Raw genomic sequence first — 24,982 nt, 5'->3', positions numbered from 1 at the left:
TCACCCGAGGACGGTGGCCTGTTCGTTCAGGATGTCGCCCAGCTGCTGATACCGCGCGCGAGCCTGCTCGAGACAGCGCTTGGCGGCTGCGCTGTGGCCGTGCCGATGGTGCACGGTCGCCAGTGCACGTTCCGCGTCCGCGAGCCGGGCGACGTCGCTCAGCTCCCTGGCTCGGTCCGCACTGTCCTGCAGAAGGGTGACCGCGTCGGCGTGGCGGCCCAGCTCCCCGCTGGCGGCCCCCAACCGGCGCAGCTGGTCGACGATCCCGAGTGGGTCACCGAGTTCCTCCCTGGTGCGCAGGCTCTGCTCATGCAGTTCGAGCGCCCCGCCCAAGTCGCCGGAATCTCTGCGGTGTCCGGCCTCCTTCGCGAGGCTTTCGGCGTATCCGGACAGATCGAAGACCTGCCGGGCGAGGTCTCGCTGAGCCGCGAACGCCCGCCCGGCTCGTTCGGCGTCGCCCAGCTCGGCGGCCAGTTCGGCACATTCTCCGAAGTTCGACGCCGCGTACCAGGGGTCTTCGAGCGCCCCTGATCGAGCGGCGCCCTCGTCGAGCAGCTCGAGTGCTTTCGCTCGGTCACCGAGCCCGGCGTGCGCCCGGGCGAGCCCGGCCACGGCCAGGGCGACTGCGCGCTGGTCGCCCGCGGCGAGCTCGAGTTCCAGCCGCGTCCGGCCGGCCGCGACGGCCTGCCGGAAACGGCCGGCGCGAGCATGGGTCTTGCCCAGGGCGGCCAGGATGTCGCTCCGCTGGGGGTCGCCGTTGCGATCGCAGATCGTGGCGGCTGCGCTGTACGACCACATCGCCTCTTCGTAGCGGCCCCGCTTGTGGTCGATGTCGCCGAGAAGGCGCAGGAAGCGGATGCGGTCGAGGTCGCTGTCGACCGAGCAGGCCACGGCGAAGCCTTGTCGCGCGTCCACCTCCGCCTGGGTGAACCGGCGCAGGCCGGTGAGGATGGCGGCAACCTGGCCGCGGACCTGCCCGGCAGTGGTGAAGTCCCCGATGTCCGTCGCCTGGTCGAGGTCGGCCTGCAGCAGGGTGAGAGCCTCGTCGGCCCGGCCTTCGGCGACCTTCGCCTCGGCTGCTGTTCGACGTACCAGGAGGATCTGCGGTCGGTTCCCGAGTTCGGTCACGATGGCCAAAGCGCGGTCGCAGCACTGCTGCGCCTCCACGAAGCGGTATTGACCGGCATAGCTCGCAGCGAGGCCAGTCAAAGTTTCCCAAGCCGGATCCGGGAACGCGTACGGAGAGCCGAGAAGGCGCTCCAGCAGAGGATGCGCCTTGGCGAACTCGCGACGGGAGACGTGGATGCTCGCGAGCATGCCGGAAATCTGGTCGGCGCCGAACCGGGTACCTGCCTGCTCACGTAGGTGAAGCGCGCGCTCGAGACTCGTGATGGCATCGTCGAACCGCCCAGTCGATCGTTGCGCGTCGGCGACGAAGACGAGGATCCAGCCGTTGCGGTACGAATCCTTTCCCATTTCCCGCCGTATCGTGAACGAAAGCTCGAGTTCCTGGAGGGCGTCGTGGTAACGACCGAGCCCGACCTGTGCGTCACTCATGTACTTGAGGGCCCAGCAGGAGGAACCGGCGTCACCCTGCTGGCGATAGAGGTCCAAGAGACGTCGGGCACAGGCCAGCGCATCGGCGTACCGCCCGCAGTCCTGGAAGATCATGACCAGCCGCCACAGAGCACTCCGGCGCAGATCGCTGTGGTTCTCCGTCAGCTTCGCGCTCTCCTCGAGACAGTCGGCCGCATAGTGGAAGCGGCCCTGTCCGGCATGGGCCGTCCCGAGTGCTTCGAGTGCACGGCTCTCGACTTCGAGGCGTTCTCCACGGGAACGTTCTCGTTGTTCATCGAGGATCCTGACAGCCTCCTCGTGCTTCCCACGGAAAGAGTGGAATTCTCCTCGGGAGATCGATGCGTAGGCAGCCAGTTTCGGGTCGCCCAGTGTGCGGGCGACCATGGAACGCCGCGCGAGATATTCTTCGCAGGCCGCGAATTCGCCGGCCTCTCTCGCCGCTTCGAGCAGTTCGTCGAGCACGGCGAATTCCTCGTGGGCGGCTTCCGCGTCAGCCAGCGTCCGGTGCGCGGTCAACTGCGCTCGGTGCGCCATGGTGGCGGCTCCGAACTGCAGGAAGACGCTGCCACGCAGGCTGGTCGTCTTGGCCGTGCTGATCGAGTCCTCGAACTCACCGTAGATGACCAGCGCCTGGTCGAGACAGCTTATTGCTTCGGCCACATGGCTGCGGTTGCGATCGGCGTTCGCCCGGCGGACGAGGGTGTCCGCCTCGAACCACGAGTCACCGAGGCGTTGCCACAGTGCCAGGGCCTGCTCGAGGTTGCCGGCTATTTCGTCGAAGAGGAGTTGGTAGCTTTGGATCTCGGCGAGAAGCACGATCGTGCAGGCTTCGGATCGGATATCGCTCAGCTCTCGCTGGATGCCGAGAGCGGTTTCGGCGGCCTTTCGGCCGAGTGTCAGGCGTCCGCCGGCCAGGTGCGCTTCGGCAAGGGTTCGCCAGGCGGCAACCTGGTCGGGTGGCTCCAGGTCCCGCACCAGGTGTTCGAGCCGGCTCGAGTCGAGGTCGTCACCGGCGTGTGCCTCGGCCTGGGCCAGGTGCAGCTGCACGCGGAGCTTGACGTGCCGGACCCGGTCGGTCGTGGCGAGCGCGGCAGTCAGTGTTCGTTGCCAGTCGTCGATGTTGCGCCGGTGCCGGAAATACGGGGCGAGGAGGCACGCCAGCTCCGGCTCGTCGCCGTCGACGACCGCAGCGACGAGGTTGCCGCGTTCCAGATCCAGCCACCGCATCGCGTCGGAACAGCGGCGGAAGTACCGGTCGGCCGCCAGGCTAGAGTCGAGCCAGGAGGTGGCTGAGGTGACCCGCTCGCGGTACCAGGTAAGCACTCTCCGCCCGGCTTCGGCGTCTTCGGCGTTCGCCTGGCCTTTCGCATAGAGGCGCAGCAGGTCGTGGAGCCGGTACCGGCCCGGCACGTACTGGTCCACCAGGTTCGCCAGGCTGAGTTCGCCGAGCAGTTTCCTGGTCTCGGGGGCCGAAGCCTCGGCCAGCACGCAGGCGGCTTCGAACCCGACGTCCGGGCCGGGCTGGCTGCCGAGCCGCCGGAACAGTGATGCCGCACCCGGCGTGAGCGACCGGTACGACCAGGAGAAGACCGACTCCAGATCCGAGTGGGGGTCGCCCGCGTCGAGGGCGGTGAGGCGGCCGTCTTCGTCGGCCAGTTCGTCGGCCAGGTCCCGCATCGGCAGGCCCGGATTCAGTGCGGCTCGGGCCGCCGCGATCGCCAGGGCCAGCGGGAAGCCGGCGCAGGACCGGATGAGTGACCCGATGGCGTCCGGTTCGGCGGCGACCCGGGCGGTACCCAGCCGGTGCGCCAGGAGGGACCGGGCTTCGGCGTGGGGCAGCACATCCAGGTTGACCAGGTGTGCGCCGTCCCGGGCGACGAGCCCGGCGAGCCGGTTACGGCTCGTGACGATGACGGCGCACGTCGGGCTTCCTGGCAGCAGCGGCCGGACCTGGGCCGCGTCTCGCGCGTTGTCCAGCAACACGAGGACCCGCCTGCCCGCCAGGATGCTCCGGTACAACGCCGACTGGGCCTCTTCGTCCGTGGGAATGGCGTCCGCCGGCACCCGCAGGGCGGCGAGGAACCCCCGCAGCGCTTCCGTTGCCGTCATGGGGGCCGCGACCGGCTCGAAACCGCGCAGGTTGACGTACAACTGCCCATCCGGGAACCGCTCGGTCGCCTGGTGGGACCAGCGCAGGGCGAGCGTCGTCTTCCCGATGCCGGCGGCGCCGTCGATCGCCGAGATCACCACGGCTTCCGCGCGGTCACCGGCCAGCAGCCGGTCCAGTTCGCCAAGCTGTGCGCAGCGCCCGGCGAAACCGTCGGGCAAGACCGGGAGCTGACGTGGTACGGGGAGCTCCGGAGCAGGGGCGGCGTGCAGGTGCACGTCACCGGCGATCGACCCCGCCTGCACGACCGTGCCGGCCGAGCCTGGCACGGTGTTGTGCACCGGCCGCGGTTCTCCCGTCGACGTCACCAGGACAGTGTGCCCGGTCGCGATGCCATTGCGGACGTCAAGCGCGGAGGGCGGACTCCAGCTTTCGGTGCAACTCGCCCAAGCGGGTATTGCCCGGCTTACCCGGCGGGAACTTGCGCAGGAGCACGCGGACTTCGGGCGGTGCCTGCGAGAGCGCCCACTCGATCTCCGCCTCCGCGGAACCGCCCGCCAGCTCGCGGGCCAGCGCGGCCTGCTGTGCCGGGCCGACGATGTGCTTCACCTGGTGCGGTGACTCCAGCGGGTGCAGGTACGCCGCGCCGGCCGCGCCCACCGCCGCGCGGGCTGCCGCTGCCGCCGCCGGGGCGGCCGCCTTGGCCGCCGCCAACGCGCCCCAGGCCGCCGTGCGCAATGCGCGAGTGCGGGGGCCTCCCGTGGCGAACTCGCGGGCCGCCGCGATCGCCGCGGCCGGGCGGGGGTCGTCCGGGGTCAACGGCAGCACCCGCTCGGCGCAGTCCGCCGCCCAGCCCGTCAGCACCCGCAACTCGTCGAGATCCAGCTCCATGCCCCTGAAGCTTATCCTTGAACCGCCGGTTGAAACTCGGGGCGGCGCAGGGACTGCCGGCGCAGGCGGTTGAACAGCTTCGCGTTGTTCAGCGCGAACACGCCCACCGTGACGCCGTCCCGGGTGAACGTCGCCACGAACGAAGCTGCCGAAGGGTCGCCGTCCACGAACGAAAGCTCGTCGTCCGGGCGGGGGTGGCCGGCCAGCTGCATCGTCCCCGAATACTGGTCCGACCAGACGTAACCGCTCGGCGTGTACGTCCGCGCGGTGTGCCCGGCGAGCAGGTTCGCCACCGCGACCGGGGCCTGCTCCGACGCGTTCGTCCAGTGCTCGTGCCGCCGCCCGCCGAACCGCGCCACGTCGCCGACGGCCACCACCTGCGGCAGCGCGGTCACCAGCCCGGCGTCCGTGTGGACGCCGTTGCCGAGTTTCAACCCCGAGCCGGCCAGCCACTCGGTCGACGGTGTCATCCCGACGCCCGTCACGACCACGTCGGCCGGGACGACCGAACCGGACGCCAGCGAGACGCCGTCGGGGGACAGGCCCGTGACCTGGACCCCGCAGCGCAGGTCCGTGCCGTGGTCGAGGTGCAGCCGGGCGCACACCGCGGCCAGCTCAGGGCCCAGCACCGGCGCCAGCGGCGCGGCCAAGGCCTCCAGGACGACGACGTCGAGACCCAGCGAACGGCAGGTCGAGGCCACCTCGGCCCCGATGAACCCGGCCCCGACGATGGCCACGCGCACGCCGGGGACCAGAGCCGCGCGCAGGGACACGGCGTCGTCGAGGGTCCGCAACACGAAAGCGCCCTCGAAACCCGGCAGGGTGCGCGCCCGGCCGCCGGTGGCGATGACGACGCCGTCCGCGTGCACCGACGTGCCGTCCGACAGCAGGACCCGGCGGTTCGAAGGTTCCAGTGCCGTCGCCCGGACGCCGAGCCGGAAGTCCAGGGCGAGGGACGCCAGGTCACCGGCGTCGAGCAGGTCGAGCGACTCCCGCGACGCCGTGCCGGCCAGGAAGGCCTTCGACAGCGGCGGCCGGTCGTAGGGCAGGTGCGGCTCGTCGCCGATCAGCACGATCCCGCCGTCGTACCCCTGCGCGCGCAGCTCCTGCGCCGCGCGGACCCCGGCGAGCGACGCGCCGACGACCGCGATGCGCTTCACGCGGCGTCCTCGCCGGCCACGCCCTGGACGTAGATGACGCCGTCGTCGACGACCACGGTGTACGTGCGCACCGGGTCCTTCGCCGGGAGGCAGGTCGGCATGCCCGTGCGCAGGTCGAACAGCGCCGCGTGCAGCGGGCACTCGACGAAGCAGCCTTCGAGCCAGCCGTCGGCCAGGGAGGCGTCCTGGTGGGTGCACGTGTCGTCGATGGCGTACAGCTCGCCCTCCTCGGTGTGGAACACCGCGATGGCGGGCTGCCCGGGGATCCGGACGGACTCGCCGGGGGGCAGCTCGTCCACCGTGCACGCGCGAATCATGACGCCTCCGGGAGAATGTTGCGCATGGGGGAACATCAACTGTGATACGCAACAAGTTTGAGTCCGGCGCCGATCGCCGTCAAGGGGGTACGCGGGGGTAGTTTTCGTTAGCGGATAACGGGTATTCCGGGCACGCCGAAGGCCCGTACCGAGGATGGCGGTACGGGCGCGACGACGCCGGAGCTAGTTCTCCCCGTGCCGGTAGAACGGCAGCTTGATGGGGTCGAGCGGGGTGTTGCCGAGGATCAGGTCGGCGGCCTTCTCGGCGGTCATCATCACCGGGGCGTAGATGTTGCCGTTGGTGATGTAGGGCATCACCGACGCGTCGACGACACGCAGGCCCTCGGTCCCGTGCACCCGCATGCTCTGCGGGTCGACGACGGACATGTCGTCCACGCCCATCTTGGTCGTGCACGACGGGTGCAGCGCGGTTTCGGCGTCCTTGGCGACCCAGTCGAGGATTTCCTCGTCGGTGTCCACGGACGGCCCCGGCGAGATCTCCCCGCCGTTGTACGGATCCAACGCGCTCTGGTTCAGGATCTTCCGCGCCACCCGCACCGCCTCGACCCACTCCTTGCGGTCGGTCTCGGTCGACAGGTAGTTGAACTTGATCGCCGGGTGCTCGCGCGGGTCGGTCGACTTGATCTTCACCGAGCCGCGGGTGTCGGCGTACATCGGGCCGACGTGCACCTGGTAGCCGTGCCCTTCCGTGGGTGCCGAACCGTCGTAGCGGATCGCCACCGGCAGGAAGTGGAACATCAGGTTCGGGTACTTCACCTCGTCGTTCGACCGGACGAACCCGCCGCCCTCGAAGTGGTTGGTGGCGGCCGGCCCGGACCGCAGGAACAGCCACTGCGCGCCGATGTACGGCCGCTTCCACTTCGCCAGCGACGGCTGCATCGACACCGGCTGCTTGCAGGCGTACTGGATGTACACCTCCAGGTGGTCCTGGAGGTTTTCGCCGACGCCCGGCAGGTCCTTGACGACGTCGATGCCGAGCTTCTCCAGCTCGGCGGCGTTGCCGACGCCGGAGAGCTGCAGCAGCTGCGGGGTGTTGATCGCGCCGCCGCAGAGGACGATCTCCTTGCCGTACACCTCACCCGGCACGCCCCGGCCCTGCGCGTACTCGACGCCGACCGCGCGCGTGCCGTCGAAGAGGACCTGCGAAACGAACGCGTTCGTCTTCACCGTGAGGTTGGGCCGGTGCATCACCGGGTGCAGGTACGCGCCCGCCGCGGACAGCCGCCGTCCTTTTCGGACGTTCCGGTCGAACGCCGCGAAGCCCTCCTGCTTGTAGCCGTTGACGTCGTCGGTGCGCGGGTAGCCCGCCTGCTCGGCGGCGTCGAAGAACGCCTGGAACAACGGGTTGGACGCCGGCCCGCGCTCCAGTTCGAGGGGGCCGTCGTGGCCGCGCCACTGCCCGTCCGGCGCGTCCGCCAGGCAGTTCTCCATCCGGTTGAAGTACGGCAGGCAGTGCGCGTAGTCCCAAGTGGACATCCCGGGATCGCTCGCCCAGCGCTCGTAGTCCATCGGGTTGCCGCGCTGGAAGATCATCCCGTTGATGCTGGACGACCCGCCGAGCACCTTGCCGCGCGCGTGGTAGATGCGACGGCGGTTCATGTACGGCTCGGGTTCGCTGCGGTAGCCCCAGTCGTAGAACTTCGACCCGATCGGGAAGGTCAGCGCGGCCGGCATGTGGATGAAGACGTCCCACTTCCAGTCCGAGCGGCCCGCCTCCAGGACGAGGACCTTGTTCGCCGGGTCGGCCGAGAGCCGGTTCGCCAGCGCGCAGCCCGCCGAGCCACCGCCGACGATGACGAAGTCGTAGGTTTCGGTACTCATGCGTCCTCCTCAGCCGGGCAGGGTGTCCGGGGTGCTGTCCGGCATGTGTTCGGGGCTGGTGTGGGCCGAGCCCCAGGTGCGGCGCCGGACGTAGAGCATTATCGCGCCGATGATCACGATCAGCGCGGTGACGATCACCGCGCCCCACTGGAAGTACCAGTGGTCGTCGCCGTAGACCTCGGCGCGCGGCCAGATCAGGTTGACCGTCATCGCGGCGCCGTAGACCACCGCGACCAGGTTCACCAGCGTGCCCCAGCGGCCCAGCTTGAAGTACGGGCCGTGCCCGGGGCGCGGCCACTGCCCGCGCAGGCGGCGCAGCAGCATCGGGCCGGTGACCATCAGGTAGGGGATGTAGAACAGGATGATCGCCGTCGACGTCAGGATGAAGAACGCGCGCTGGTTGCCGAGGTTGATCAGCAGCACCACGACGGTGAGGCCGCCGGTGAGCAGCGCCGGCAGGATCGGCGTCTTCGAGCGCGGCGACACCTTGGCCATCGCCTTGCTGAACGGCAGGCGGCCGTCGCGGGCCATCGCCCACGCCATCCGGATCGCCGCGGTCTGCACGGCCAGGCAGCACACCGTGATCGCGATCGCCGAGCAGATCAGGAACGCGTTGCCCAGCCAGGGACCGAGCGTGCTCTTCAGCAGGTACGGCATGCCGGACGTGCTCAGCTCTTCGGCGTTGATGTCGCCGACGGCCATCATGCCGACCAGCATCACCAGGCCGCCGACGACGAACGACGCCGTGATCGCCCGCAGGATCGCGCGGGGCGCGTGCTTGCGCGGCTGCGTCGTCTCCTCCGCGAGCGAGCCCGCGGTGTCGAAGCCGTAGAAGACGTATGCGCTCATCAGCGACGCCACGAGGAACGCCCCGAGGTACCCGAGTGAGTGACCCTCACCCGCGCCGTGCGTCTCCAGGACGACCTGCGGGCCGCGCTTGATGTGCACCGCCAGCGCGATGATCAGCAGGATGACCGCGGACAGCTCGACCGCGACACCGAAGTTGTTGATCTTCGCCATCAACTTGACGCCGATGACGTTCACGATCGTGGCGAACACCACCAGCACGAGGGCCAGGATGATGGCGTTCTGCGCGCCGCCCGGGGTCGACGTCAGCCCGGCGTCGGCGTCGCTGCCGACGATCTGGAACGCGGTCGAGACCTGCGGCAGGATGATCTGGTAGGCCACCGCGACCGCGCCGGCGGTGACGATCGCACCGATGATCATGATCCAGCCGGCCAGCCACGACGTCGCCGGCTTCGCGATCTGCTTGGCCCACTGGTAGACCGAACCGGCGAGCGGGAACTGCCCGGCCAGCTCGGCGAAGCACAGCGCGACGCAGAGCTGGCCGAGGAAGACCAGCGGCCAGGTCCAGATGAACGCCGGCCCGCCCGCGCCGAACCCGAAGAAGAACAGCTGGAACACGCCGGTCATGATCGAGATGTAGGAGAACCCGGCGGCGAAGCTGGAGAAGGAACCCAGAGAGCGTTCGAGCTCCTGGCGGTAGCCGAACTTTTCGAGGTCGGAGCTGTCGTCCGGGGCAGGCCCCCCGCCCGCCGGTATTTCTTGTGTGGTCATGGCAACGTCCTCACGTGGTGGGGGAGGGGATCAGCCTTTGAACCAGTGCTGCGGAACGGGATCGATGTTCTGGTAGATGTGCTTGCTCTCCTGGTACTCGGCCAGCCCGGACGGCCCGAGTTCGCGGCCGATGCCGGACTTGCCGTAACCGCCCCATTCCGCCTGCGGCAGGTAGGGGTGGTAGTCGTTGATCCACACGGTGCCGTGGCGGAGGGCCCCGGCGACGCGCTGGGCGCGGGACGCGTCCGACGTCCACACGGCTCCGGCGAGCCCGTACTCGGTGTCGTTGGCCAGGGCGATCGCTTCGGCCTCGTCGCCGAAGCGTTCCACGGTGACGACCGGGCCAAAGACCTCTTCCCGGACGATCGCCATGTCCCGCGTGCAGCCGGAGAACACGGTGGGGCGCAGGAAGAAACCGCTTTCGTACTCGGGTCCGTCCGGCCGCTCGCCGCCCGCTTCGAGCTTCGCACCCGCGGCGAGAGCGCTTTCGATGTAGCCTTCGACCTTCGCGCGGTGCCGGGCCGAGACGAGCGGGCCCGTCTCGGTCTCCGGGTCCAGGCCGTTGCCGACGCGGATCCGGTCGGCACGCGCGGCGAGGTCCGCGACGAACCGGTCATGGATTCCATCTTGGACGATCAGCCGCGCGCCCGCTGAACAGACCTGTCCGGAGTGGACGAACGCGGCCATCAGGGCGTAGTCCAGGGCCGTCTCGTAGTCGGCGTCGGCGAAGACCACGTTCGGGTTCTTGCCGCCGAGCTCCAGCGCGACCCGCCGGACACCTTTCGCGGCCGCGGTCATGATCTTCTCGCCGGTCGCGTAGCCGCCGGTGAAGGAGACGAGGTCGACGGCCGGGTGCTCGACCATCGCCGCGCCGACGCGGCCGTCGCCGAGCAGCAGGTTGACGACGCCGGCCGGCGTGCCGGCCTCTTCGAGCAGGGCGGCCAGCTTGATCGTGGTGAGCGGGGTGACCTCGCTGGGCTTGAGCACCACGGTGTTGCCCGCGGCCAGCGCGGGCGCGACCTTCCAGGACATCTGGAGCAGTGGGTAGTTCCACGGCGCGATGAGCGCGCAGACCCCGACCGGCTCGTGCACGATCCGGCTGACGACGGTCGCGCTGCCGGCGTCGACCAGGCGGCCGGCGTCCTTGTCCGCGAGGTCGGCGTAGTAGCGGAAGACGTTCGTCACATCGTCGATGTCGATGCGGCCTTCGCCGAGCGTCTTGCCGGTGTCGAGGCTCTCGGTGCGGGCCAGTTCCTCGCGGTCGCGGACCAGCAGGTCGGCGGTCCGGCGCAGGAGCCGGGCGCGTTCGCCCGCGGTCGTGCGGCGCCACGGGCCGTCGTCGAAGGCCCGGCGGGCGGCTCTGACGGCGGCGTCGACCTCGGCTTTCCCCGCTTCGGCGACGGTCACGACGACCTCGCCGGTGGCCGGGTTCAGCACGTCGGAGCGCGTCCCGGTGGCCGCGTCCAACCAGATTCCGTCGATGTAGAGGTCCTTCACGGGCGCCCTTCCCGGATCGGTAGTGGCTGCTTCGTGTCAAGAGTGCGTACATTTGTACGCGAAACATGTACAGATGTCCACAAGGGGGCTCGATGGCCAAGAGCGAACCCGGCGCAACGCGGCGCCGCGGTCCGAACGACCCCGAGCGGCGCGCGCGGATCGCCAAGGCGGCGATCGAGGTCGTCGCGCAGCGGGGGATCGACGGGGTCACGCACCGGTCGGTGGCGGCCGCGGCGGGCGTCCCGCTCGGCTCGACGACCTACCACTTCGCGACCCTGGACGACCTCCTGGAGGTCGCCCTGCACGAGGCGGCCGAGAAGAACGTCCACGCCCTGAAGGAGTGGGAGGCCGCGCTCCCGCCGGACGCCGACTTCGCCGCGGCGCTGGCCGACCTGGTGATGGGCTACATCAACGAGCAGTACCGCGACACGGTCGTCGAGTACGACCTGTACGTCGCCGCCCTGCACCGCCCGGCCCTGCGCAAGGCGAGCGCGGCCTGGGACGACGCCCTGATCGCGTTCTTCGGCTCCCGCACCGACCCGCTCACCGGCCGCCTCCTGGCCGGCCTGTTCTGCGGCCTCCTGATGCAGGCCGCCCTGGCCGACCCCCGCCCCACCCGAGACGAGATAGAAGCCCTCTTCCGCCGAGCCATCACCGGCCCCGCGGTGTGAAGGAAGGGTCGACACGCGTGATTGGGAGGTCGACACGCGTGATTGAAGGGTCGACACGGCGGCTTGGTGGGCCGGGACCGTGTCGACCCTCTGATCACGCGTGTCGACTGTTCAATCACGCGAGTTGACCCGGCAATCACGCCGTGTGGGTGAAACCCGTGGTGGGCGGTGGAAAACCGTGGGTTGACAGGGCGGCGTGGCGGCAGTCACTCTGGTGCGGAGTGAGCAACAAGACGCGTTCTGCGCAACTACTCCCGTACTGATCCGCGGAGAGGACCACGCCGGTGACCGCAATCGATCTCCCGCCGAGCCTGCTCGCCACGTTGCCGGGCCGCTCCTACACCGATCCGGCGATCTTCGCGCTGGAACAGGCGAAGATCTTCGAGGCCGACTGGTTCTGCGCCGTGCGCAGTGCCGACCTCGCCGGGCCCGGGGCGTTCGAGACCGTGCAGATCGGCAAGGAGAGCGTCCTGGTCTCGCGGGGGCGGGACGGGAAGCTGAACGCGTTCCTCAACGTCTGCCGCCACCGCGGCGCGCGGCTCTGCACGTCCGAAACCGGGACCGTCAAGCGCGCCTTCCAGTGCCCGTACCACGCCTGGACCTACGGCCTCGACGGCAAGCTGATCGCCGCCCCGAACCTCACCGGGATGCCGGACGTCGACCGCACGGAGTTCGGGCTGACGAAGCTGCACCTGCGCGAATGGCTCGGCTACGCCTGGGTCTGCCTGGCCGACGAGCCGCCGTCGTTCGAGGACACCGTGATCGGGGCCGTCACCGAACGCCTCGGCGGGCCCACCGAAATCGACGCCTACGGCATCGACGGCCTCGCGCTCGGCAAGCGCATCGAGTACGACGTGAAGGCGAACTGGAAGCAGATCATCGAGAACTTCATGGAGTGCTACCACTGCGCGACGATCCACCCGGAGCTCACCGAGGTGCTCCCGGAGTTCGCCGACGGCTACGCCGCGCAGTACTACGTCGGCCACGGCGCCGAGTTCGGCGGCGACATCAAGGGCTTCACCGTCGACGGCTCCGAGGGCGTCGACCGCCTCCCCGGCGTCTCCGAAGCCCAGGACCGCAAGTACTACGCGATCACCATCAAACCGGGCGTCTTCGTCAACCTCGTCCCGGACCACGTGATCATCCACCGCATGTTCCCGCTGGCCCCGGACCGGACGCTGGTCCGCTGCGACTGGCTCTACCTGCCCGAGGTCGTCGAATCCGGCACGGACCTGAGCCGCTCGGTCGAGCTGTTCCACCGCGTCAACCTGCAGGACTTCGAGGCCTGCGAACGCTGCCAGCTCGCCATGGACTCCCGCTCCTACGTCAACGGCGGCGTGCTCGTGCCCAGCGAGCACCACATCGGCGCCTTCCACGACTGGGTCCGGGCGAGGCTGGCCTAGATCAACGCCCGGATGGCGGCCTCGAACCCGGTGACGTGCGCATGCGTCAACGCGGCCGCCTTCTCGGCGTCACCCTCGATGATCGCGGTGAGGAGCGGGACGTGCTCGTCGACGTGGCCGGCCATCCCGGACAGCCGGGGCACGAACACGCACCAGATCCGCGTCGCCAGGTTGTCGTACCGGATCAGCGTGTCCTCGAGGAACGGGTTGTGCACGCACCGGTAGATCGCCCGGTGCAGGGCGAGGTCGGTGCGCAGCAGCTCGGCGTTGTCCCCGGCCGGGACGCGCGTGTCGAGCTGCGCGCGCAGCTCGGTCAACGTCGCCCGGTCGGTGTCCGTCGCCCGCGAAGCCGCGGCGGCCGTCGCCATCGGTTCGAGCGTGCGCCGGACCTCGGAGATGTGCGCGAGGTCGGCGATGTTGACGTCGGTGGCGAACGTCCCGCGCCGCGGGTAGGCGACGACCAGGCGTTCGGACTCGAGCCGCTTCAGTGCCTCGCGGATCGGCGTCCGGCCCATGCCGAGTGTGGTGCCGAGCTCCTCTTCGTTGATCGGGGAGCCCGGCGGGATGTCCAGCATGACCAGGCGATCGCGGACGAAGAGGTACGCCTGTTCGGCCAGCGACGGGGGATTGACCTGCGGGTGCATGGCGCATAGCCTACATCGACGATTGATATATCAGAAGTCGACCAGACGGAGTTCTCGATGACGGACCTGCCGGAACACCCGGACTTCCTCTGGGACAACCCCGACCCGAAGCAGGCCTACGACGTCGTCGTGGTCGGTGGCGGCGGGCACGGCCTGGCCACCGCCTACTACCTGGCCAAGCAGGGCATCACGAACGTCGCCGTGCTCGAGAAGGGCTGGCTCGCCGGCGGGAACATGGCCCGCAACACCACGATCATCCGCTCCAACTACCTCTGGGACGAGAGCTCCGGCATCTACGAGCACTCCCTCAAGCTGTGGGAAGGTCTCGAAGAGGACCTCGGCTACCCGATCCTGTTCAGCCAGCGCGGGGTCCTCAACCTCGCGCACACGCTGCAGGACGTCCGCGACAGCGTCCGCCGGGTCGAGGCCAACAAGCTCAACGGCATCGACGCCGAGTGGGTGGACACCGACGGCGTCAAGGAGATCTGCCCGATCGTCAACACCTCGCCGGACGTCCGCTACCCGGTGCTCGGCGCGACCTTCCAGCCCCGCGCCGGCATCGCGAAGCACGACTACGTGGCCTGGGGCTTCGCCCGTGCCGCGCACGCGATGGGCGTCGACCTGATCCAGAACTGCGAGGTCACCGGCATCACGACGAACGGCGGCCGGGTCACCGGCGTGGAGACGTCGAGGGGCCGGATCGCCGCGGGCAAGGTGGCGCTGTGCGCGGCCGGGCACACCTCCGTCCTCGCGAAAATGGTCGGCCTCGACCTGCCGCTGACGTCGCACCCGTTGCAGGCGCTCGTGTCCGAGCTCCTCGAACCGATCCACCCGACGGTCGTCATGTCGAACGCCGTGCACGTCTACGTTTCCCAGGCGCACAAGGGCGAACTCGTGATGGGCGCCGGCATCGACAGCTACAACGGCTACGGCCAGCGCGGCTCGTTCCACATCATCGAGCAGCAGATGGCCGCCGCGCTGGAGCTGTTCCCGGTGTTCGCGCGGGCGCACCTGCTGCGGACCTGGGCCGGCATCGTCGACACCAGCCCGGACGCCTCGCCGATCATCGGCCTGACGCCGGTGGAGAACCTGTTCCTCAACTGCGGCTGGGGCACCGGCGGCTTCAAGGCCACCCCCGGTGTCGGGGACGTCTTCGCGCGGACCATCGCGCGCGGCAAGCCGCACGAGTACGCCGAGCCCTTCGCCCTCGACCGGTTCACCACCGGTGCCCTCGTCGACGAGCACGGCGCCGCCGCCGTCGCGCACTGAGTCGTCCAAAAGCAGGAGCGTTCCATGCAATTGATCCCCTGTCCCTGGTGTGGGCCGCGCGAGGAAGCCGAGTTCCACTACGGCGGCCAGGCGCACGTCGCCTACCCCGAAGACCCGTCGGCACTGTCCGATGAGGACTGGGCGAAGTTCGTCTTCTTCCGCGAGAACCCGAGCGGGCCGCTCGCCGAGCGCTGGAGCCACTCCGCGGGCTGCCGCCGGTGGTTCAACGCCGTCCGCGACACCCGCACCCACGACCTCCTGGCGGTCTACCGCCTCGGCGAACCCCGGCCGGTGATCTCGTGACCAGGCTGTCCGGCGTCCCCCTCAAGTTCACCTTCGACGGCCGCGAGCTGACCGGCTACCTCGGCGACACCCTGGCGTCCGCGTTGCTGGCCAACGGCATCCACCAGGTCGCGACCAGCATCAAGTACGGACGGCCGCGCGGCATCGTCGGCGCCGGCGTCGAGGACTCGAACGCCCTGGTGCAGATCGAGAAGCCGTTCCCCGAGCCGATGCTGAGCGCGACGACCGTCGAGCTGTACGACGGCCTGGAGGCCCGCGGCCTGCGTGGTCAGGGGCGCCTCGCCACCGAGCCGGACCCGGCCCGGTACGACGCCAAGCACGCCCACTGCGACGTCCTGGTCATCGGCGCCGGGCCCGCGGGCCTGGCCGCGGCCCGGGCGGCGGACGGACGCGTGCTCCTGGTCGACGACCAGCCCGGCGGCGAAGCGCCCGAAGGCGTCCGGTTCCTTTCGCGCACGACGGCGTTCGGCATCTACGACGACGGGTTCGTGCTCGCCCTGGAGCGCCGGGGCGAGCCCGCGGCCCCGGAACGCATCTCGCGGCAGCGCGTGTGGCGGATCCGGGCGAAGCGGATCGTCATCGCCACCGGCGCCCACGAGCGGCCGATCGTGTTCCCGGACAACGACCGTCCCGGCATCATGCTCGCCTCGGCCGCCCGGACCTACCTGAACCGCTACGGCGTCCTGGCCGGGCGGCGCGTGGTCGTGTTCACCACCAACGACTCCGCCCTCGACGCCGCCGCCGAGCTGGCGGAAGCCGGGGCCGAGATCGTGCGGATCGTCGACGCTCGCGAGGGCTACGGCGTCATCGGCACCGACGGCGATTCCCACGTCACGGCCGCCCACGTGGCGAAACTGGGCGAGCATCAGGGGGAGCGGGTGCCGTGTGACCTGCTGCTCGTCTCCGGCGGCTGGAACCCGGCCGTGCACCTCTACAGCCAGGCCCGCGGCACCCTGCGCTACGACGCCGGGCTGGGTGCGTACGTCCCGGCCGGTGACCTGCCGAACGTGACCGTCGTCGGCGCGGCGGCGGGCGAAGGCCTGCCGGAGACCAAGGTGCTGTGGCAGGTGCCCGCGCCCGAGTCCGAAGTGGACACCCGGTTCGTTGACCAGCAGCGCGACGCCACGGTGTCGGACGTCCTGCGCGCGACCGGTGCCGGGCTGCGCTCGCTGGAGCACGTCAAGCGCTACACCACCATCGGCACCGCGCACGACCAGGGCAAGACGTCCGGCATGCTCGCCGCCGGCATCACCGCCGAAGCACTCGGCGTCGACCTCGCCGACCGCCGTCCGACGACGTTCCGGCCGCCGTACACCCCCGTGTCGTTCGCCGCACTGGCCGGGCGGAACCGCGGCGACCTGCACGACCCCGTGCGCGTCACCACGATCCACCCGTGGCACGTCGAGCACGACGCCGAGTTCGAGAACGTCGGCCAGTGGAAACGGCCGTGGTACTACCCGCGCCAGGGCGAGTCGATGGCCGACGCCGTCCGGCGCGAGTGCCGCGCGGCCCGCAACGACGTCGCGTGCATGGACGGCTCCACGCTCGGCAAGATCGACGTGCAGGGCCCGGACGCCGGCTGGTTCCTCGACATGCTCTACACGAACATGATGAGCAACCTGCGCGTCGGCCGGATCCGCTACGGCGTGATGTGCGGCGTCGACGGCATGGTGATCGACGACGGCACGGTGATCCGCGTCGGCGAGGAACGCTTCCTCGTCACCACGACCACGGGCAACGCGGCGAAGATCCTCGAGTGGATGGAGGAATGGCTCCAGACCGAGTGGCCGCACCTGCGCGTCTTCGCGACGTCGGTGACCGAGCACTGGGCCACGATCCCGCTGGTCGGCCCGCGGTCCCGGGAAGTCCTCGGCCGCCTGGCGCCGGACCTCGACGTGTCGAACGAGGCCTTCGGGTTCATGACCTGGCAGGACGCCGAGGTCGCCGGACTCCAGGCGCGGGTGTGCCGGATCAGCTTCTCCGGCGAGCTGGCGTACGAGATCAACGTCCCCTCGTGGCACGGGCCCGCGCTCTGGCAGTCCATAGTGGACCAGGGGGTCACGCCGTACGGCACCGAGACCATGCACGTCCTGCGCGCCGAGAAGGGCTACCCGATCATCGGGCAGGACACCGACGGCACGGTCACCCCGCAGGACCTCGGCATGTCCTGGGCGGTGTCGAAGAAGAAGCCCGACTTCATCGGCAAGCGGTCGTTCGCCCGCGCCGAGAACACCCGGCCCGACCGCAAGCACCTGGTCGGTTTGCTCCCGGTGGATCCGTCGGTGCTGCTGCCGGAGGGCTCGCAGCTCATCGAATCCGAGACGGTGCCGGAGCCGCCGGTGCGGATGCTCGGCCACGTCACCTCCAGCTACGACAGCGCCGCCCTCGGCCGGACCTTCGCGCTGGCGTTGGTGCGCTCGGGCCGCGAGCGGATCGGCGAGACGCTGTACGTGCCGGTCGGCGACCAGGTGGTGCCGGTGACCGTCACCGAATCCGTGCTCTTCGACAAGGAAGGAGCCCGCCGTGACGGTTGAAGCGGTCCACGAACCCTTCCGCACCCAGCTCACCGTCCGCCTCCGGCAGGGTGACACGCTCCTCGGCGTCGACCTGCCCACGCCCTGCACGTTCACCAGCGGCCACGGCGTCGACGTCCTCTGGATGGGCCCCGACGAGTACCTCGTGCTCGCCGAGCCCGGCCGCCAGGCCGAGCTGGAAGCGGCACTTTTACGTGAAAGTGCCCTCGCTGTGGTGGACGTCTCGGCGCAGCGCAACGTCTACCGGCTCGCCGGGTCGCACGCGGCCGACGTCCTGGCGCACGGGTGCTCGATCGACCTGGAGGTTTCGCCGCCGGGTACGTGCGTGCAGACCTTGCTGGCGCGCACGGGAATCGTGCTGATGGTCCGCGAAGAGGACTTCACCATCCTCGTGCGCCAGTCCTTTTCGGACTACTTCACGGCCTGGCTGGCCGACGCGAGCCTGGAGTACGTCTCGTGACCTTCACCCTGACGCTCAAGTGCCCGGAACGCTCGGGCATCGTGCACGCCGTCACGACGTTCCTCGTCGGGCAGGGCTGCGATATCGTCGAGCACCAGCAGTTCGACGACGATGTCCGCGGCTCGCTCTTCCTGCGCACGTCCTTCACTTGCACCGAGCAGGCCACTGTGGACGACCTGACCCGGGCGTTCTCGCCGGTGGCGGGCGACTTCGGCATGGAGTTCGAGTTCTCCGACGGCACCCCGCCGCGGATCCTGGTCATGGTCTCGAAGTTCGGCCACTGCCTCAACGACCTGCTGTTCCGCTGGCGCGCGGGCGGGCTCGGCGCGGAGATCGCGGTGGTCGTCTCGAACCACGAGGACCTGCGGCCGATGGCCGAGGCCGCCGGGGTGCCGTTCGTGCACGTCCCGGTGACGCCGGAGACCAAGCCGGAGGCCGAACAGCGGCTGCTCGACCTGGTCGGGGAATACGAGGCCGACCTGGTCGTGCTCGCCCGGTACATGCAGGTGCTGTCCAACGAGCTGTGCCAGAAGCTCGAAGGCCGCGCGATCAACATCCACCACTCGTTCCTGCCCGGCTTCAAGGGCGCCAAGCCCTACCACCAGGCCTACGACCGCGGCGTCAAGTACGTCGGCGCGACCGCGCACTACGTCACCCCCGACCTCGACGAGGGCCCGATCATCGAGCAGGAGGTGCAGCGCGTCGACCACACGTACTCGCCGCGCGAGCTGGTGACCGTCGGCCGCGACGCCGAGGCGCTGGCCCTGTCCCGCGCGGTGCGGTGGCACTGCGAACGCCGCGTCCTGCTCAACGGCAACAGCACTGTTGTGTTCCGGTAGAAGGAGTTCCGCCATGAGTGCACCGAAGGTCGTGATCATCGGCGCCGGCATCGTCGGCGCGAACCTCGCCGACGAGCTGACCGCCCGCGGCTGGACCGACGTCACCGTGCTCGACCGGGGCCCGCTGCCGCGCACCGGCGGGTCCACCTCGCACGCACCCGGTCTGGTGTTCCAGACCAACGCGTCCAAGGCGATGACGGACTTCGCCCGCTACACCGTCGAAAAGCTGCTGAGCCTGGACTGCTTCCTCCAGGTCGGCGGCATGGAGGTGGCGACCACCCCGGCCCGCTGGGAGGACCTCAAGCGCAAGCACGGCTGGGCGACGTCGTGGGGGGTCGACGGACGGCTGATCGACGCTTCCGAATGTGCCGAGCGCTGGCCGCTGCTGGACGGCTCCCGGATCTTCGGCGCGCTGCACGTTCCGACCGACGGGCTCGCGCGGGCCGCCAAGGCCGTCGAGGTGCTGGCCGCGCGGGCCGGTGAGCGCGGGGCCCGGTTCCTCGGCTCCACGCGGGTGACCGACGTCCTCCAGGAGGGTGGCCGCGTCACCGGCGTCCGGACCGACCAGGGCGACTTCCCGGCCGATGTCGTCGTGTCGTGCGCGGGCTTCTGGGGCCGCGAGATCGGCGCGATGGTGGGCATGGACGTCCCGCTGCTGCCGCTCGCCCACCAGTACGTCAAGACCGGGCAGGTGGCGGAGCTCGTGGGGCGCAACACCGAAGAGGTCGAGGCGAGCCTGCCGATCCTGCGGCACCAGGACCAGGACCTCTACTTCCGCGAGCACGTCGACCGGCTCGGCATCGGCTCCTACGCGCACCGGCCGATGCCGGTCGACGAGTCCACTTTGGATCCCTCGGTGACCGAGACGGCCATGCCGTCCATGCTGCCCTTCACCGAGGACGACTTCGCACCGTCGTGGGAGCAGAGTCAACTGCTGCTGCCCGCACTGCGCCAGACCAAGGTCGAAGAGGGCTTCAACGGCATCTTCTCCTTCACCCCGGACGGCCAGTCGCTGGTCGGCGAGTCGGCCGACGTCCGCGGGTTCTGGCTGGCCGAGGCGATCTGGGTGACGCACTCCGCGGGCATCGCGAAGGCCGTCGCCGAGCTGCTCGTCGATGGGCATTCCGAAGTGGACACCCACGACATCGACGTCCACCGCTTCGAGGAGGTCCAGCTCGCGCCGTCGTACGTGCGCGAGACGGCGCAGCAGAACTTCGTCGAGGTCTACGACATCCTGCACCCGTTGCAGCCCAAGCTGTCGCCGCGCGACCTGCGGGTGACGCCGTTCCACGCCCGGCAGCGCGAGCTGGGCGCGGTGTTCCTGGAGGCCGGCGGCTGGGAGCGGCCGCACTGGTTCGAGGCCAACGCGCCGCTGCTGAAGAAGCTCCCGCACGACGCCCTGCCGCCGGCGCGGGACGCGTGGTCGGCGCAGTTCCACTCGCCGATCGCGGCCGCGGAGGCGTGGCAGACGCGCAACGGCGTCGCGCTGTACGACATGACGCCGCTGAAGCGCGTGGAGATCAGCGGGCCCGGATCGCTGGAGTTCCTGCAGGGGCTGACGACCAACCAGCTCGACAAGTCGGTCGGGTCCGTGACGTACACGCTGATGCTCGACAACGCCGGCGGCATCCGCAGCGACGTCACGGTCGCGCGGCTCGAGCCGGAGGTGTTCCAGGTCGGCATCAACGGCAACATCGACGTCGACCACTTCGTCAAGCACGCGCCCGCGGGGGTGCGGGTCCGGGACATCACCGGCGGGACGTGCTGCGTCGGCGTCTGGGGACCGCTGGCGCGGGACCTCGTGCAGCCGTTGACCCAGGAGGACTTCTCGCACGCCGGGCTGAAGTACTTCCGGGCGCGTCGCGCGCGGATCGCCGGGGTGCCGGTGGTCGCGATGCGGCTGTCCTACGTGGGCGAACTCGGCTGGGAGATCTACACGAGCGCGGACAACGGCCTGCGGCTGTGGGACGCGCTGTGGGCGGCGGGGCAGCCCCTCGGCGTGGTCGCGGCCGGGCGGGCGGCGTTCAACAGCCTGCGGCTGGAGAAGGGCTACCGGCTGTGGGGCACGGACATGACGACCGAACACGACCCGTACGAGGCCGGCGTCGACTTCGCGGTGCGCCCGGCGAAGGGCGAGTTCCTCGGCCGGGCCGCACTCGAAGGCCGGACGCCGTCGCGGCGCCTGCGGTGCCTGACGATCGACGACGGCCGCACGGTCGTTCTCGGTAAGGAACCGGTGTTCGCCGACGGCGTGGCCGCGGGGTACGTCACGAGCGCGGCCTACGGGTACACGGTGGGCCGCCCGATCGCCTACGCGTGGCTCCCGGCGTCGGCGGACATCGGCAGCAGCGTGGAGATCGAGTACTTCGGCCGCCGGGTCGCGGCCACCGTGGCCGCCGAGCCGCTGGTCGACCCCGGCATGGAACGAATCCGGCGGTAACACCGGTCACGTGCTCTCGACGGGGTAATCCACAGCAAGTCCATGGAACCGGACAAGGAAATTCTCAGGAACGGGGCGTTTCCTGGTATGGCCGGAGGCTTGTCGAGAGCTGGAGCTGTGCATGAGCGAGTACGACCGAGGAGCGCAGGGCGGCGGCGAGTACCCGTACGGCTACGGGCAGAGCGGGTACTCGCCGGAGTTCTACGGCCAGGACGGGTACCCCCGGCAGCAGTACCACCAGCCCCGTGACCAGTGGGGACAGCCGTACTCGCCGTACACGCAACCGAACTACGCCTACCCGCCGCCGGCCTACGAGCCGCCGCCGCGCCGGCGTCACCCGCTGCGGGCGCTGACCGTCGCGATCGTGGCGATCGCGCTGGCCGTGGCCGCCGGGCTCGGGATCGGGCACCTGATCTCCGGGGCGAACGCGCCCACCGCGGGCGGCAACCAGAACTTCGGCTTCTCCGGGCAGCCCAGCGAGGCCAGGACGGTGCTCGACGTCGACGCCGTGTCGGCCAAGGTCAACCCGGCGATCGTGAACATCAACACCCAGCTCGGGCTGCAGGGCGCGGCCGCGGCGGGCACCGGGATCGTGCTCACCGCCGACGGCGAGGTGCTGACCAACAACCACGTCGTCGCCGGCGCCACCAGCATCAAGGTCACCAGCATCGGCACCGGCGACACCTACGACGCGGAGGTAGTCGGCTACAACCGCACCGAGGACATCGCCGTGCTGCAGCTGGAGGACGCGTCCGGGCTGCCGACGGCGTCCATCGGCGACTCGAACACGACGCAGGTGGGCGACCAGATCCTCGGCCTGGGCAACGCGGGCGGCCGCGGCGGCGACCCGGTGCCCGCCCCGGGCACGGTGACGGCGCTGAACCAGTCGATCACGGCGTCGGACGAGTCGAGCGGGTCGTCCGAGCAGCTCGAGGGGCTCATCCAGGTCAGGGCGAACATCGAGTCCGGTGACTCGGGCGGCCCGCTGGCCAACGCGAACGGCCAGGTCATCGGCGTCAACACCGCGGCGTCCACCGGCTACCAGCTGAACGGCCGCCGCACCGGCGGCGCCGGCCAGGGCTTCGCGATCCCGATCAACCAGGCCATCGACATCGCGCACAAGATCGTGGCGGGCCAGGGGTCGGACAAGATCCACATCGGCAAGACCGCCTTCATCGGCGTCTCGGTGACGAACGGCCAGGGCGGCGCCCAGGTCCGCGAGGTGGTCCAGCGCGGGCCGGCCCAGCGGGCGGGCCTCGCGGCCGGCGACGTGATCACGGCGATCGACGGCAAGCCGACCGGCTCCGCGACGGCGTTGACCAACGTGATGGACACCCACCACCCGGGTGACGAGCTGACCCTGACGGTGACGGACGCTTCGGGTGCTCAGCAGCAGGTCAAGGTCAAGGCGATCGAAGGACCGGTGGGTTAGCGCAGGGTTTCCCGCAGCACCTCGCGGTGCGTCTGCTTCGCCGCGAGGTACTTCTCCCGGCCGGCGTCGGTGATCGTCACGAAGATGCCGCGCCGGTCGACCTCGCACAGGGCGCGCGAGACCAGGCCCTCCTTCTCCAGGCGGGCCACCAGGCGGGACGTGGCGCTCTGGCTGAGGTGGATCGTGCTGATCAGGTCGGCCGACCGGCACTTGAAGTCGCAGGTCGCGAGCCGCTCCAGGGCTTCGAACTCGTTGGCTCCGATGCCGTGGCGCTCCTGCAGTCGGCACTCGAGCGCGCTGAACACGGCCGAGTAGCGGGCCAGCAGCTCGTGCCACTCCTGGACCAGGCCCTGCTCAACAGCGACGTCGCTCACGGCGACCAACTTAGCATGCACGGACATCAGATGCAAACACATTAAATGCTTGGACATTAGATGCGCGTGCATGTAATGTCGCCGCCATGAGCTCTTCCGTGTCCTTGTCCACCACTTCAACGCGGTGGGACGCACGTCTCTGGGGTGTCCTGCTCACCGTCTCGATCGTCATCGGCCTCGACGCGCTCGACGTGTCGATGGTCGGGGTCGCGCTCCCGGCCATCCAGGCCGACCTCGGCCTGTCCACCAACGCGCTGCAATGGGTCGTCAGCGGCTACGTGCTCGGCTACGGCGGGCTGCTGCTGCTCGGCGGCCGCACCGCCGACCTGCTCGGCCGCCGCCGCGTGTTCCTCGTCGCCGTCGCCGTGTTCGCGCTGGCCTCGCTGCTCGGCGGCCTCGTCGACGACGGCGCCCTGCTCATCGCGAGCCGGTTCATCAAGGGCCTGGCCGCCGCGTTCACGGCGCCGGCCGCGCTGTCCATCATCACCACGACGTTCCAGGAAGGCCCGGCCCGCAACAAGGCGATCAGCATCTTCGCCGTGTTCGGCGCCAGCGGCTACTCCGCGGGCCTGGTGTTCTCCGGCCTGCTGACCGAGGTCGGCTGGCGCTGGACGTTCCTGCTGCCCGCCCCGATCGCGCTGATCGCACTGGTGGCGGCGTGGAAGCTGATCCCGTCGTACCGCGCCGAGGAGGGCCGCGGGTACGACTTCCCCGGCGCCATCACCGGCGCCGCCGGTTCGCTGCTGCTGGTGTTCGGCGTGGTCGAGGCGCCGGAGATCGGCTGGGCGGCGCCGCGCACGCTGATCACGTTCGCCGTCGCGCTGGCGCTGCTGGTGACGTTCGTGATCATCGAGAAGCGCAGCCGCCACCCGTTGCTGCGCCTGGGCATCCTGCGGTCGGGCCCGCTGGCCCGCGCCAACCTCGGCGGCGCGCTGTTCTTCGGCGCGTACATCGGCTTCCAGTTCGTCGTGATGCTGTACCTGCAGCGGGTCCTGGGCTGGTCGGCACTGCAGACGGCGCTCGGCTTCCTGCCGGCGGCGCTGATCGTGGCGTTCGGTTCCCCGCGCATCGAGCCGCTGATCGACCGGGTCGGCACGCCCCGCACGATCTTCGCGGGCGTGGTCGCGCACGTCATCGGCTACGCGCTGTTCCTGCGCATCGACGAGCACTCGGGGTACGCGGGCAGCGTGCTGCCGAGCATGATCCTGCTGGGCATCGGCTTCACGCTGGCGTTCTCGTCACTCAACATCCAGGCCACGGCCGGGATTCCGGACGACGAGCAGGGGCTGGCCGGCGGCCTGCTGAACACGTCGCTGCAGGTAGGCGGCGCCATCGGGCTCGCGGTGGTGACGGCGGTCCTCACCGCCAACGGCGGCCGTGAAGCCTCGCCGGCGGCGCTGCTGACCGGGCTGACGCCGGCGTTGAGCGTGGTCACCGGGATCGCGGTGCTCGGCCTGCTGATCGCGATCAGCGGCCTGGTCGCCCGGAAGCGGCCGGCCGAGGAGCCGGTCGCGGCGCAGGAGGACCTGCTGGCGCTCGCCGACTGACCCCCCCGCCCCATGCGCCCCAATGTGGCGTTCGGTGCGTTGGACGCACCGAACGCCACATTGGGTGCGTTGGACGCAACCAACGCCACATTGGGG

The 24,982-nt window shown here is 70.1% G+C and carries 19 protein-coding genes; 10 read left to right on the top strand and 9 right to left on the bottom strand.

Annotated features, from left to right (window positions below; all coding sequences use genetic code 11):
• The 7 genes from BLW76_RS39675 to BLW76_RS39645 all read right to left on the bottom strand — a co-directional run bounded on the left by BLW76_RS39675 (window position 1) and on the right by BLW76_RS39645 (window position 10,970).
• Window positions 1-4,053, bottom strand: coding sequence for a tetratricopeptide repeat protein (locus BLW76_RS39675; protein WP_091317142.1), 4,053 nt, complete (start codon window positions 4,051-4,053; stop codon window positions 1-3).
• Window positions 4,054-4,090: 37 nt separating this feature from the next.
• Entirely contained in the window at window positions 4,091-4,576 is a 486-nt protein-coding gene (locus BLW76_RS39670; RefSeq protein ID WP_091317141.1) for a putative immunity protein, read from the bottom strand.
• An 11-nt stretch (window positions 4,577-4,587) separates the two neighbouring features.
• The gene (locus tag BLW76_RS39665) at window positions 4,588-5,736 is read right to left on the bottom strand and encodes an NAD(P)/FAD-dependent oxidoreductase (RefSeq protein WP_091317140.1); all 1,149 of its coding nucleotides are present in this window, start codon (window positions 5,734-5,736) and stop codon (window positions 4,588-4,590) included.
• Entirely contained in the window at window positions 5,733-6,053 is a 321-nt protein-coding gene (locus BLW76_RS39660; RefSeq protein WP_091317139.1) for a bifunctional 3-phenylpropionate/cinnamic acid dioxygenase ferredoxin subunit, read from the bottom strand. Before BLW76_RS39660 ends, BLW76_RS39665 begins: the two co-directional genes overlap by 4 nt.
• A 183-nt stretch (window positions 6,054-6,236) precedes the next feature.
• Complete coding sequence (gene betA, locus BLW76_RS39655; RefSeq protein ID WP_091317138.1) at window positions 6,237-7,895, bottom strand: choline dehydrogenase; 1,659 nt, start codon at window positions 7,893-7,895, stop codon at window positions 6,237-6,239.
• 9 nt (window positions 7,896-7,904) lie between these two features.
• Window positions 7,905-9,473: an amino acid permease gene (locus BLW76_RS39650; protein WP_091317137.1), complete on the bottom strand. Its 1,569-nt coding sequence runs from the start codon at window positions 9,471-9,473 to the stop codon at window positions 7,905-7,907.
• 30 nt (window positions 9,474-9,503) lie between these two features.
• Window positions 9,504-10,970, bottom strand: coding sequence for an aldehyde dehydrogenase family protein (locus BLW76_RS39645; RefSeq protein WP_091317136.1), 1,467 nt, complete (start codon window positions 10,968-10,970; stop codon window positions 9,504-9,506).
• A 92-nt stretch (window positions 10,971-11,062) separates the two neighbouring features.
• Here BLW76_RS39645 and BLW76_RS39640 point away from each other — a divergent pair, with 92 nt between their 5' ends.
• Window positions 11,063-11,641, top strand: a complete 579-nt coding sequence (locus BLW76_RS39640; RefSeq protein ID WP_091317135.1) for a TetR/AcrR family transcriptional regulator — start codon at window positions 11,063-11,065, stop codon at window positions 11,639-11,641.
• 284 nt (window positions 11,642-11,925) lie between these two features.
• The gene (locus BLW76_RS39635; protein ID WP_091317134.1) at window positions 11,926-13,044 is read left to right on the top strand and encodes an aromatic ring-hydroxylating oxygenase subunit alpha; all 1,119 of its coding nucleotides are present in this window, start codon (window positions 11,926-11,928) and stop codon (window positions 13,042-13,044) included.
• On the opposite strand, the gene BLW76_RS39630 is transcribed toward BLW76_RS39635, so the two are convergent.
• The gene (locus tag BLW76_RS39630) at window positions 13,041-13,688 is read right to left on the bottom strand and encodes a GntR family transcriptional regulator (protein ID WP_091317133.1); all 648 of its coding nucleotides are present in this window, start codon (window positions 13,686-13,688) and stop codon (window positions 13,041-13,043) included. The two genes, BLW76_RS39635 and BLW76_RS39630, sit on opposite strands and share 4 nt — an antisense overlap.
• Window positions 13,689-13,745: 57 nt before the next feature.
• On the opposite strand from BLW76_RS39630, the gene BLW76_RS39625 reads away from it, so the two are divergent.
• The 7 genes from BLW76_RS39625 to BLW76_RS39595 all read left to right on the top strand — a co-directional run bounded on the left by BLW76_RS39625 (window position 13,746) and on the right by BLW76_RS39595 (window position 22,965).
• The gene (locus BLW76_RS39625) at window positions 13,746-14,957 is read left to right on the top strand and encodes a sarcosine oxidase subunit beta family protein (protein WP_091317132.1); all 1,212 of its coding nucleotides are present in this window, start codon (window positions 13,746-13,748) and stop codon (window positions 14,955-14,957) included.
• A gap of 24 nt (window positions 14,958-14,981) precedes the next feature.
• Window positions 14,982-15,260: a sarcosine oxidase subunit delta gene (locus tag BLW76_RS39620; protein WP_091317131.1), complete on the top strand. Its 279-nt coding sequence runs from the start codon at window positions 14,982-14,984 to the stop codon at window positions 15,258-15,260.
• Window positions 15,257-17,794, top strand: a complete 2,538-nt coding sequence (locus BLW76_RS39615; RefSeq protein ID WP_091317130.1) for a 2Fe-2S iron-sulfur cluster-binding protein — start codon at window positions 15,257-15,259, stop codon at window positions 17,792-17,794. Before BLW76_RS39620 ends, BLW76_RS39615 begins: the two co-directional genes overlap by 4 nt.
• A complete protein-coding gene (locus BLW76_RS39610) occupies window positions 17,784-18,254 on the top strand; it encodes a sarcosine oxidase subunit gamma (protein WP_091317129.1) in 471 nt (156 codons plus the stop codon). Before BLW76_RS39615 ends, BLW76_RS39610 begins: the two co-directional genes overlap by 11 nt.
• Window positions 18,251-19,093 carry a formyltetrahydrofolate deformylase gene (gene purU / locus BLW76_RS39605; protein ID WP_091317128.1) on the top strand — a complete coding sequence of 281 codons (843 nt, stop codon included), beginning with the start codon at window positions 18,251-18,253 and terminating at the stop codon, window positions 19,091-19,093. The genes BLW76_RS39610 and purU overlap by 4 nt, the downstream gene beginning before the upstream one ends.
• A gap of 13 nt (window positions 19,094-19,106) precedes the next feature.
• Window positions 19,107-21,533: a GcvT family protein gene (locus BLW76_RS39600; protein ID WP_091317127.1), complete on the top strand. Its 2,427-nt coding sequence runs from the start codon at window positions 19,107-19,109 to the stop codon at window positions 21,531-21,533.
• A gap of 121 nt (window positions 21,534-21,654) precedes the next feature.
• A complete protein-coding gene (locus tag BLW76_RS39595) occupies window positions 21,655-22,965 on the top strand; it encodes a S1C family serine protease (protein WP_091317126.1) in 1,311 nt (436 codons plus the stop codon).
• On the opposite strand, the gene BLW76_RS39590 is transcribed toward BLW76_RS39595, so the two are convergent.
• Window positions 22,962-23,339, bottom strand: a complete 378-nt coding sequence (locus tag BLW76_RS39590; protein WP_091320459.1) for a MarR family winged helix-turn-helix transcriptional regulator — start codon at window positions 23,337-23,339, stop codon at window positions 22,962-22,964. The two genes, BLW76_RS39595 and BLW76_RS39590, sit on opposite strands and share 4 nt — an antisense overlap.
• Window positions 23,340-23,425: 86 nt before the next feature.
• Between BLW76_RS39590 and BLW76_RS39585 the strand changes: the two genes are divergently transcribed.
• Window positions 23,426-24,886: an MFS transporter gene (locus BLW76_RS39585; RefSeq protein WP_091317125.1), complete on the top strand. Its 1,461-nt coding sequence runs from the start codon at window positions 23,426-23,428 to the stop codon at window positions 24,884-24,886.
• Window positions 24,887-24,982: the final 96 nt, after the last annotated feature.

It is taken from the genome of Amycolatopsis tolypomycina (assembly GCF_900105945.1).
GTDB lineage: Bacteria > Actinomycetota > Actinomycetes > Mycobacteriales > Pseudonocardiaceae > Amycolatopsis > Amycolatopsis tolypomycina.
Note: the sequence above shows the minus strand (reverse complement) of the source record. Positions and strands in the feature narration are given on the sequence as shown.

Coding starts and splice junctions, on each gene's coding strand:
- BLW76_RS39670 (WP_091317141.1), bottom strand. CDS start 4,576: ATGGAGCTGGATCTCGACGAGTTGCGGGTGCTGACGGGCTGGGCGGCG.
- BLW76_RS39585 (WP_091317125.1), top strand. CDS start 23,426: ATGAGCTCTTCCGTGTCCTTGTCCACCACTTCAACGCGGTGGGACGCA.
- BLW76_RS39625 (WP_091317132.1), top strand. CDS start 13,746: ATGACGGACCTGCCGGAACACCCGGACTTCCTCTGGGACAACCCCGAC.
- BLW76_RS39630 (WP_091317133.1), bottom strand. CDS start 13,688: ATGCACCCGCAGGTCAATCCCCCGTCGCTGGCCGAACAGGCGTACCTC.
- BLW76_RS39660 (WP_091317139.1), bottom strand. CDS start 6,053: ATGATTCGCGCGTGCACGGTGGACGAGCTGCCCCCCGGCGAGTCCGTC.
- BLW76_RS39650 (WP_091317137.1), bottom strand. CDS start 9,473: ATGACCACACAAGAAATACCGGCGGGCGGGGGGCCTGCCCCGGACGAC.
- BLW76_RS39640 (WP_091317135.1), top strand. CDS start 11,063: ATGGCCAAGAGCGAACCCGGCGCAACGCGGCGCCGCGGTCCGAACGAC.
- betA (WP_091317138.1), bottom strand. CDS start 7,895: ATGAGTACCGAAACCTACGACTTCGTCATCGTCGGCGGTGGCTCGGCG.
- BLW76_RS39600 (WP_091317127.1), top strand. CDS start 19,107: ATGAGTGCACCGAAGGTCGTGATCATCGGCGCCGGCATCGTCGGCGCG.
- BLW76_RS39595 (WP_091317126.1), top strand. CDS start 21,655: ATGAGCGAGTACGACCGAGGAGCGCAGGGCGGCGGCGAGTACCCGTAC.
- BLW76_RS39620 (WP_091317131.1), top strand. CDS start 14,982: ATGCAATTGATCCCCTGTCCCTGGTGTGGGCCGCGCGAGGAAGCCGAG.